Origin of the sequence: Paenibacillus sp. E194 (genome assembly GCF_000935845.1) — a bacterium.
In the GTDB taxonomy this organism is placed as follows: domain Bacteria; phylum Bacillota; class Bacilli; order Paenibacillales; family Paenibacillaceae; genus Paenibacillus_B; species Paenibacillus_B alvei_B.
The window spans coordinates 64,757-74,692 of sequence record NZ_JMDX01000003.1; the positions used below are offsets into that span (position 1 = coordinate 64,757).

At 46.1% G+C, this 9,936-nt stretch carries 10 protein-coding genes; all 10 read right to left on the minus strand.

Annotated features, from left to right (window positions below; all coding sequences use genetic code 11):
• Positions 1–27 precede the first annotated feature (27 nt).
• The 10 genes from AZ66_RS00980 to AZ66_RS01025 are packed head-to-tail and all read right to left on the minus strand — an operon-like array spanning position 28 to position 9,621.
• The gene (locus AZ66_RS00980) at positions 28–633 is read right to left on the minus strand and encodes a hypothetical protein (RefSeq protein WP_044353206.1); all 606 of its coding nucleotides are present in this window, start codon (positions 631–633) and stop codon (positions 28–30) included.
• Complete coding sequence (locus AZ66_RS00985; RefSeq protein ID WP_044353207.1) at positions 630–3,194, minus strand: hypothetical protein; 2,565 nt, start codon at positions 3,192–3,194, stop codon at positions 630–632. The genes AZ66_RS00980 and AZ66_RS00985 overlap by 4 nt, the downstream gene beginning before the upstream one ends.
• Positions 3,194–3,478 carry a hypothetical protein gene (locus AZ66_RS00990; protein WP_021262019.1) on the minus strand — a complete coding sequence of 95 codons (285 nt, stop codon included), beginning with the start codon at positions 3,476–3,478 and terminating at the stop codon, positions 3,194–3,196. Before AZ66_RS00990 ends, AZ66_RS00985 begins: the two co-directional genes overlap by 1 nt.
• Complete coding sequence (locus AZ66_RS00995) at positions 3,475–4,062, minus strand: putative phage tail protein (RefSeq protein ID WP_044353208.1); 588 nt, start codon at positions 4,060–4,062, stop codon at positions 3,475–3,477. Before AZ66_RS00995 ends, AZ66_RS00990 begins: the two co-directional genes overlap by 4 nt.
• Positions 4,055–5,155, minus strand: a complete 1,101-nt coding sequence (locus AZ66_RS01000) for a baseplate J/gp47 family protein (RefSeq protein WP_044353209.1) — start codon at positions 5,153–5,155, stop codon at positions 4,055–4,057. The genes AZ66_RS00995 and AZ66_RS01000 overlap by 8 nt, the downstream gene beginning before the upstream one ends.
• Complete coding sequence (locus AZ66_RS01005; RefSeq protein WP_044353210.1) at positions 5,148–5,570, minus strand: DUF2634 domain-containing protein; 423 nt, start codon at positions 5,568–5,570, stop codon at positions 5,148–5,150. The genes AZ66_RS01000 and AZ66_RS01005 overlap by 8 nt, the downstream gene beginning before the upstream one ends.
• Positions 5,567–5,869 carry a DUF2577 domain-containing protein gene (locus tag AZ66_RS01010; protein ID WP_197081632.1) on the minus strand — a complete coding sequence of 101 codons (303 nt, stop codon included), beginning with the start codon at positions 5,867–5,869 and terminating at the stop codon, positions 5,567–5,569. The genes AZ66_RS01005 and AZ66_RS01010 overlap by 4 nt, the downstream gene beginning before the upstream one ends.
• A 2-nt stretch (positions 5,870–5,871) precedes the next feature.
• Complete coding sequence (locus AZ66_RS01015; RefSeq protein ID WP_044353211.1) at positions 5,872–6,849, minus strand: XkdQ/YqbQ family protein; 978 nt, start codon at positions 6,847–6,849, stop codon at positions 5,872–5,874.
• Positions 6,850–6,880: 31 nt separating this feature from the next.
• Positions 6,881–7,564 carry a hypothetical protein gene (locus AZ66_RS01020; protein WP_044353212.1) on the minus strand — a complete coding sequence of 228 codons (684 nt, stop codon included), beginning with the start codon at positions 7,562–7,564 and terminating at the stop codon, positions 6,881–6,883.
• The gene (locus AZ66_RS01025; RefSeq protein WP_156159860.1) at positions 7,561–9,621 is read right to left on the minus strand and encodes a hypothetical protein; all 2,061 of its coding nucleotides are present in this window, start codon (positions 9,619–9,621) and stop codon (positions 7,561–7,563) included. The genes AZ66_RS01020 and AZ66_RS01025 overlap by 4 nt, the downstream gene beginning before the upstream one ends.
• Between the last annotated feature and the right edge of the window lie 315 nt (positions 9,622–9,936).

Below are 9,936 nucleotides of genomic sequence, written 5' to 3' on the forward strand. Positions count from 1 at the left end.
CGTTTCACGGTTGTATACCAATCCATCTTAGATCACTCCTTTTTCGGCTAATTGTAATAGTAGTGTTGCATGATCCTGAGTAAGCGCTGCGTTATGAGATTGCAACTTATTTGTAGATTCTATGTGCTTATCACTCTTCGCTTCCAATTCAGCTACATGAAGCAGCAGCTTCGCATTTTCGATGCGCAACTGATCCAACTCTGTTGGCACTGGCTTCGGTTGCAAGGCTTCGATTTCTTCCTCCGTCAGGCCGTTGCTCCAAAAGAAAGATGCGTCTACTGGTCTAGGACGTTTCGGTGCAGGCTTTCCACTCGCCGGATCATGCTTCGCAAGAGCACCGAGATATTCAACGTATGCGAGATCGTAATCGGCTTTTGCTTTGCGATAGCCATGTACGTCAAAGGTCGGTTCGTAAAGTCCGTCAGGCAGCGGAATAGCTACTGTGTATCCGACAAGTTTCGTTTTAGGTTCAGTTGGTAGATTCGTATCGCTCTGCTGCGATACTGTTAACGCTGCATTATTGGCATCCGTTTGAACCGGCTCCATTCTATCAAAAACGCCCGTCACGGAGTCCGCAACGAGCGTTGGTTCAATGTATCGACCGTTAAGATTAGTCACATATGCGTATTTCATGACTTATTCACCACCATACCGTCTATTAACAATTCAAGTCCATCAAAACCTACATATTTTGATGCCGTACCTGCGTTAATGCTTAAAGATCCATCCGTTCGAAAAATACAATTAATCAAACTAGCTGTACCACTCATCCAAGTTCCAGCCTGAAAATAACTGATAAATCCTGTTGGAAGTATTACAGGGAGTTGAAATAACTTTGTATTCTCACTAGTAATACCATCTGCTAAAGTTCCTTTTAAAAAAAGTCGATTGCCTGCAACCCTAAAATATAAAGGATTTGCTGAATAGTGAACCCAATTATTTAGAGTAGTAACTTTAATCCAGCCCGTATCATCGACCATTTGTGCCTTCTTCGCTTCTACTACTGATAATCGTCGCTCTGCATTTTTTACACATTTTTCTAATTCAGTAACAGTTCCTCGAATATTTGTTGCTATTACACCCCTAAGCGGCATCATTAAAGAAGGCTCTAACATGGTATATGTGACATAGTAAACTGCCGATGGATCGAAATCAGTAGCCCGCATTGAAATTCGAAGTTTTCCGTGCGGTTCATAATTACTACGATCCCACTTAAAAGTTGAACTATTACCCAAATACAAACCTAAAAGATCTCGGGACTCATAGTTAAACCATGATTCAGGTTTAATTTTCCAGTTAGCAACTGCCCACTCACCTGAAGTTATAATGTTTGCCTGTTCACGTAATACAATACCCGATCCACTTTCAATGTAATTCCACCCACTCTTGAATGAAATTCCCGTTTCATAATTGTCAATAACTTCTACAGTCTGTTTTGCTTTAAAATATTGAAGGAAATAAGGTTTAAATATACCATACCTTGCATAGGATAATTTTTTTATCGACAGAGTAGGAGTTACTGTTTTGTAATGCGTTGCCGAGGGAATACCACTACTATGAATAAACCTTGCATCTATAGGATGCCACGCTCTTCCCTCGATTTCATTATTATAAGGAATATCGACATTTCCCTGCCCCCCCCTATACATTCTCCATCCTAGGAAAAATGCTTGGATTTCTTCCTGTGATGGATTGTAATCTTGACCCCATCCACTATCAGCGTTTGAAATTGTAACCCACAAGCTAGAGGTACCGTTTGTATCAAATTGATTGGGGGCACTAATTGCTCCTTTAACATAAGAAAGAGGCAAGCTGTCATTCTTAGTCATGTATGCCCATTTTGGTCTATCACCTTTTTCAAATACTTCCGTAAGAATGATCTCTTTGTATCCATCCCTACTGGTAACGATACTGCTAGGCTTGTGAGTTCCATCAAGAATGATTTTTTTCCACTTTTCAATTACATACGGTAATCCATCAGAGCGTACTAACATCTGATCAGGATTTGATCCATCTAGTGGGTGAGCGGCTAATTGACATTCTGCTGCCCACATACTCCGTTTTTGATATGCAAATGGTTGTGTCACTGTAAATGGAAACATAAGGAATTTGGTAAATTTAAAATTCCCCGGTAACGTTGTTGTGCCTTCTTGCTCGTTAGATATATAAACTCTGACACAACCACATTCAGGGGGGGGAATAAAGAAATCATACTCATTTGTTGCATGATAGGTTCGTGGAAATAAAAAATTGTTTTTGTTTCCAGCAGTTGAAAGATCTTTATAATACTCAATACGTATATTACCTTTCGGGTTATTGCATTCTGAGTAAATGCCATACTTTTCGTTAGGCGAAACAGCTAGATCATAATAAATCCCCTTATTCTCATCACCTTCAGCCACGAAGTAGAAGGAATATTCCCCATCAATAAAAATGCCATCAGCGTTAATTTTGAACTCAGACGCGGGAGGAAGCATATTCCCTGATGTACAAGTTATATAAGGATTTACAACATTTGTTATAGAATCAACATATGGATAATAGTTTATAATCTCCCCCAAACTAAGGAGTGGCAGTATATTAGCATCCGAATCAGTTATTGCATAGACCCTTAAATCTTTAAAAAAGGCAAAACTATTTTTAGAACCTTCTATATGAAGATAAACTCCCATTCCTCTACTCGTCTTCGAACCATCAAAAATTGCAAATGCAACTTGATCTTTAGTACCAGTTATAGGATTACTAGAGATGGCATAATTTACTTCATCTGATAATTCGATATGGGCTGATTTAGCAGTACCGGCATTTACCACACCAACTAGCAAATACTTTGGTGCTCCTTCACCCACCCTTGCAGTAGTTGAAGTTCTAAATGTCCCCCTCTCTTTGGAACCATTTAACGTTACTTTTACGTAATCTCCCTCTTTTTCAGCGGTTACTGCGTCAGGGAGATATTTCGTCAAATCTACAAACCTCCCATTTTTCCCAAGCAAATTTACCATTGTTCGCCCTTCAATGCTCCTAAGGTTAAAAGGAGTATCGTTATCAACCTCAATAACTTGAACGCCCGGCTTCAACGTTATATCCTTATACTCCGCCACATGGGCGTCCTTGAGGCCTTGCTCGATGCGGTTTAGATCCTTTTCCGTGACGGTGTCGTCGTACTTCCAGTTTGTCTTCGCCTCGTATGGCATTAGGCCACCTCCTTCACTGTAATCGGCTGCTTGATGATCGTATCGGATGTGAGCGGGATGTAGACGTCATTCGACGTCAGCACCGTGCCGTCAGCAGCCCGAAGCTCGATCAGCGATACGCTGTCCACAGATCCCAGCGGAATCATATATTCCAGATTGACGACGCTCTTTGATACTTGCTTCACCGTAAACTCTGTTATCACATACGTTTTATTCAACACGACCTTGGCAATTCGCGTGTTAACATGGGTCGCCAGTTCTTTCAGCAACGTTGATTCGATCATTTAATCTGCACCTCCAGCCCGCGCTCAGCAAATGGCGAACGCCCCAGCTTCCACGTCGTCGAAAGCCTTGTCGTCCGCTTCAAATCCGAGCGGTATATATTCTCATTCACTCCTACATTGGATAGCAGTGCCGTCTCCTGTTGATAGACCAAGTTGGCAGGCTTCACTGCGTATACTGTGTGCCCGACCTCCTTGAATACGGCGGCATCCGTAATGTTGGCAACGATGCGCAGTAGGAAGGCGTCCGCATCTATAACAGCCCGAGCCTTATCCTTGCCGAGCAAAAAGTCCAGCTTCTCCTGCAAATACCGGATCGTAAACGGCGGCTTCGTCGTGTAGCGGTTGATAATCCGTCTGCGTCGGAAATCGATCGATTCCGCATCGCGATCCGGGAGAATATTTAGCATCCGCTCCCGCCTTGCAATCGCATCCTCGCTTGCTGTCATGACGAACTGATCGTCGAACAGCCTTTGCATGGCGGCCAGCAGCTTCTCCTTTTCCCCATCCTGCGTTTCCATTAGCAGAACCATTTCCTTAACGTCATGGTAAAAGTCAGGCAAACGCTTGAGTAACGGTTCAGCCATTCAAGGTCACCGCCCCCATGACCGGCAGCTCTTCCGTGTCCAGCTCCACATTGGCTCCCTTGCCGTTCAGCTTCGTATCCGCAATATCCGCGATACCCCTTACATTCAGGATACGGGCTTCCAGCTGACTTACACGTACGACGGTTCGGTCTTCCTCTTTCCAGCTCATACGCAGCGTCCGCAGGTAATCGGCGATCACTTTTTCAACATCCGCCTTCACCTGTGACACGGATATTCCCGCTTCAAGTGTAAGCGTCGTCGATACATAAATGCTTACGGACACTGCGCCTTTAATGGTGACGGTATGGCCGATCGGCGCGAAGCCCATCCCCTTTCCTTGATTCACCTCTGGGTCGATGATCGTCTGCACGTCATTCACCAGCTCAGCAGACGGAGATTCGAAGCTGCTCGAAATGATGGTGCACTTTACAGTGCCCCCGCCTTTCCATACCGGGAATATTTTCACACCGCCAACGCCTGAAAGAGAGGTTACCTTCTTCTTGTAGTCGGCTGCATTGCCCCCGAATGGCTGTTCATTCACGGCTTCAAAGAAACGACGGCGCAGCAATTCATCCGATTCCGCATCTGCGCCTGGTGCAATCACCTCCGCTAATTCAGCTCGGGCAAGACCATCCACGTAATCCACAGGCATCAAGGAGCCGTAGAATTCATTTCCCTTAGCTCCCTTGCCTTCACATTCAAGTACGAACACACCTGCCGATAATCGTTCGATGACTACATAATGAAGCTCTATTGTTGAAAAGCGAGACCGCAATGGCACATCGAATGGCTTGCCAGTCGCATCGTAAAACAATCCCTTGCGTTTGGCTGCTGTAGCCGACTTGCGCTTCACGCCATATTCAGCCGTGCGCCGCTCCAAATATTCGCCGCTTGATGTATCCGCATACGACAACTCATTTTGAAAATGCAAGTCCGTATAAGCCTGTACCAATTCCAGAGCAATCGGGGCAAGCGCATCGTAAATGATACTGCCTTCCCGCTTGTCCACGTCATTCGGAACGCGTTCCAACATCCGCTCCATAATGTCCTCCAATCGAGGCACGTTCCAAGCAGCTTGTTCCCATTCAGCCATCCAACTTCACCTCCTTCGTCATTTCTAACTGCCCTAGAACCGTCTCTACCTTAAAATGAACTTGTAAAGCGTCTCCCGTTTGTTCAAAGGCAAACTCGCCTACGCGCAAAATGCGATCATCCTGAAGCAGTGCTTCGGATATAGTGCGCTCCAGCTCCGACTTTACGAAGCCCAAGCTGTAACCAATCTGCGCGCGAAGCTCAGATCCGTAATCTGGGCTATATATCAAATATTCAAATCGTTCGGTCAACAATATCTTAAGCACGGCTTGACGCATCGCTTCCAAGCCATCTGTCATTCCCAAAATGCGCCCTGCCTCCATATCCAGCCGATAGGCGCGCGTAGGCTGTTCCGTATACTTCAGCATTGTGGGTGCATCTTCATTCTCCTGCTCGAACCTCGACTTTGGAATCATGTCCCCACCACCCTATCGAGGGCGACGTAGCTTTGTCCTCCCTGCATACGGACTAACAGCAGCTTGTCTCCTACGTACAATCCCTCACGAATCGTAATCTCTTCCCCACCGACACGCACCTTGTGCTCGGTAAGCTGTTCCGTAATGACGAGAGCGGACTCCGGCAAGGTGAAGCGCTGTTCTACCTGCACCTCCAAGGGTGACACACTGAGCACCACACCATACAACAGTGCAACCGGACTAGATGCCTCTACCGCTCCGACACCCGCTTTTTTAATAATGTCCAGCATCATCCTCATTGCTAAATCTCCTTCAACGTTAATGACATCGTATGCCCTGAACCGCTCCACTCGTGGGAGCACTCCTCAATGAGCTTGTTTCGCAGATTCACATTCTGTTCAGGCGCAAAAATAGGGATGTTCATTCCGGCTCGAATGCGCACATCCCCTACAGCGTTCACTTTTAATGTTTTCTTCTCATGGTTATGGAGCTTCAACAAGTTATCTCCAAGCTGTTGGATTTGAGCCTGATTCATCTTGTCATCTATCTTTTTGTACAGCTGCAGATGTCCCCATTTCGCCATATTGTTACTATCTTTTGATACAAAGGTTTCACGCACACCTTTTTCCGGGTTGTCCCGATACATTTTAATATAGTTATACGTCCCATCATCTATGCTGGCCTTATAGGATATGCTCGTCATCTGACTCTCTTCGCCAATAGCGTAATCCGAAGTCCAGCTTGCCGCTTCCCGCAGCGTAAGTTGGCCGAAGTCGTCATACAGAACATAGATGATTTTGGTAGAGTTTAGGGTGAAATCAAGCGCGCGGAACATCATATCCAAGAGCTTCTTGTTGTCCTCCATAAAAGTTGGGATCTTATACTTCGTATCTACTAACTCTCCAAGCTTGATATCGAATTTTTTGGCAATATATCGAATGATTTCAGTAGCGGTCACATTTTTGAGCATACACCAGTCGTTCACCATCAAATAGCGCATCTGATCATAGGCAGTCAGCTTCACCGTGTCGTTCTCGTCCGTTTCTATGCTGAACACATAGCCGTAAAACACAGGCACCCCATCTTCTTGCACTCGAATAATATCACCATTATTGATGGTAAAGCTGCGATCTTGAAATATGGCTCCCTTACTAAAGGAAACCGATATGCTGGCAGGTTTGCCAACACGGGAGGTCGACCACGTCATGCTCGATATAAGCTGTGACATGTCCCACGCATTGCCATTGCGATTATCGACCAACACTTCCAACCTGTTCATTTCACATATTCACCTCCTACGTCGCTGTGTCTCATTGCTTTCGAGGAAGTCGCAGAATACGATTCGGTTCCAATTCATGCAGAGCTTCATCCGCTGAAATGCCGTTCAGCCTTTGAATGTCGATTGCCTTTCTGGTGTCGTTGAAAAACTTTTGGGCAAGTAAACTCAGCTTATCCCCCGGCTGCGTCATATACTCGCTTGTTCCTCTACGCTCATCCGGACGCGGCTGCGACGTTTTTGGCACATTGGTCGCACTTGTCAGCTTCCCATCCAGCTTCACCTTTTTGGCTGCATAAAATTTATATAGCTTCAAGGAAATGTCGTACTCCAAATCCCCCACACTGCCAGCAACTTCACGCCAAGTGAATTTATCAATTGCCATTGCGAGATTCATATGGAAGGTCGGCGTCGTAAGCACGAAGCGAATCGGACGCTTGGTCTCCATCCATTCACGCAGCTGAATGATATAATCACTAGGCGGCAGAAGCTTCTCAGGCGGAATATGCACATATGGCCCATAATGGAGTGGAAATAGGCTGCTGAATTGAATATCGGCCAGCTTCGGCGTATGGATGCTCACGACTTCTCCGATACCGACAATATCGAAGGACTGCAAGTTCCCCGCTTCGCTAATTTCCAGTTGAGACGGATTTACAGGCAGCTCAATGACCTTCTCTTGATTGTTGAAGCTCAAATAGATATGGTATCCGCTCATCCGTACACCCCTTCCGCCGTTGACACGAATTCTTCCTCCAGCTTCTTCTCGATGCGATTGATTAACGTGTCCATATCGAAGCCTTGATGGATATCACCGGTGTTTACCTGAACAGTCGGCGTCAAGGATACGAAGTTCTGGATGGCGTCCATTTCTGCCAGATCGCGCATCATCTCGATGTTCTCGTCCGTAATTTCAACTTTATTGTCGATGGCTCCAACTTTACCTACCTCGCCTACTTTCGGGATGTTCATCGGAGGCATTGTCCCTGAACCGGTACCGGGCACAGTTCCACCATTTCCATTCCACGGATCCGTTTTACCCCCTGGCATGAATTTGGATGTGTCAGGCATAAAATTCTTCGTAAAGTCTTTATTTTTCTCATACGTTTCTTTTCCCTTGTCAAATGCTTCCGTCATATCCTCTGGCTTGATTCGCAAATGGTCTAAATTCACGACATCCTTATCGCTCTTCGGCTCCCTACCCTCCATGATCTTGTCGTAGCTCCACTTGTTGACCATCTCGAATTTCGAGCCTGTGAGACTATTGACTTTACCAATAAGCCAATTGATTCCATCCACTAATGAGTTGATCGTGCTTCCGACAAAATCGATGACACTCTTTGCAATGTCGTAAATGAGCTTCTCAATGGCATAGAAAGGATCGATAAAGAGATTGACGAAAAATTCGGCAAAAGACACCATCAAATTCCAAATTGTCGCTACTGCGTTGCGAATAAATGTGAATAATGAAGAGAACAGCCCTATAACAGTCCCGACTATCGTTTCCGTCGATACCCCTAATTGATTGAGCGCGGTTAATATAAGGACGATAACGCCAACAATTGCAAATAATGGCCACGCCGCGATAATCCATTGAATAAGCCAAGCTGCCGCTGTGATAGCCGCAATTGCGCCCAGAACAATCAATGCGTTTTGTACGAGATCCCAATTTTCGACGAGAAAATTCGCTACGGCAGACGCTGCTTCAGCCAGCAACATCATCCCTGTTTGGATACTTGCAAAAAACGGATCAAATTTCCCCTCTACAAAAGCTTGATTGAGCAAATCTAGAACCGGAGCAAAAATTTGCAGCGCGGATTCTCCTGCAGCTGCCAGCATGCCATTGAAGCGATTGACAGCCGCTTCCCATTTCTGAATCGGACTGTCCATGAGCATGTCCAATGATGCTTGGCTCATGTTTGCCTTTGCCATTAAGGTATCAAAGGCCTGCATAAACCCACTTAAATCCCCAGTTTTAGAGAACAACTCCAGTTTTTCTTGTTCTGGGGCACTTACTGGCATGTTTAACTGTTTGAGCAAGCCTGCACTATCGCCAAAATAGGCATCCTTCATCAGTCCAGCAGTTTCTGCCGGATTCCCTCCATTTTCTTGAAAGGCGGATAGGCGCTGCACCATTTCATTCATTTTCAGGATATCACCCGTATTTTTAGAAATGGAGGATAGCTCAAGGCCAGACTGCAGTGATTCGGAGACATCCGTTCCATTTCGCAGCGCTTGTCCTCGCAATGCCCCGAACACTTCGGCGCTTTTCTGAGCTCCCCCGTACTTAACGCCATACTTGGCTCGCATGTCTTCCGATTCCGCAGCTCCCTTTATCGCCGTCATTCCAATTGACTTTCCGACTTCGAACAATTTTGAACTGAGAGCGCCATAGCTTGTTTTTATCTTCTCGCCAATTCCTTTAACGGTTTCGACTAATCTGTTCCGTAATGAATCAAATACCTTCGAGAGGAGCGGAATCCCTTTCCAATTAAAATGGAAAGGAAACTTAAGCGTCGAAGCTTCTGCTTTCATGGTGCGCAAATAGATGCCCGTTATGAATCGATTCATAGCATCCGTTGATTTACGCCATGCATTGCTGGCCAGCCCTACCGTCTCAGTCGTCTTCCGCCACATGCTGCCGGCCAAATTCATAGCATCTTCCATGTCTTTCTGAACTTTCCCCTTGACTTGTTCAAATACCCTCACGAGTGGCTCCATCGTTAACTGAGGCATTTGAAACTGTAACTGCCTCTGCAATGCCATCGTAGTCATACTTCTCTTCCCTCCTCCTGTCCGCAAGATGAAGAGAGCGATTCCCCATCTGCACCCAAGCTGCCCCAGCGGAGCTGCCATTGCTATGCCGACTGTGAAATCGCTGCTCTAATGTTCGCGGTTGTTCCAAAGCCTACACTACCGCTTCTTGCGCATACTACGCTGTGCCTTGCGCTCCTCCTCCACACGGATGTCGATCATCGCATAGACGGCGGCGCGTTCGCGAACCGGGAGCGCAAGCAGCTCATGCGGCAGAATGCGAAGCTTATGGAGGGCGTAATAGGCATAGTTCGCTTCGCCATCGCCCTCGCGAAT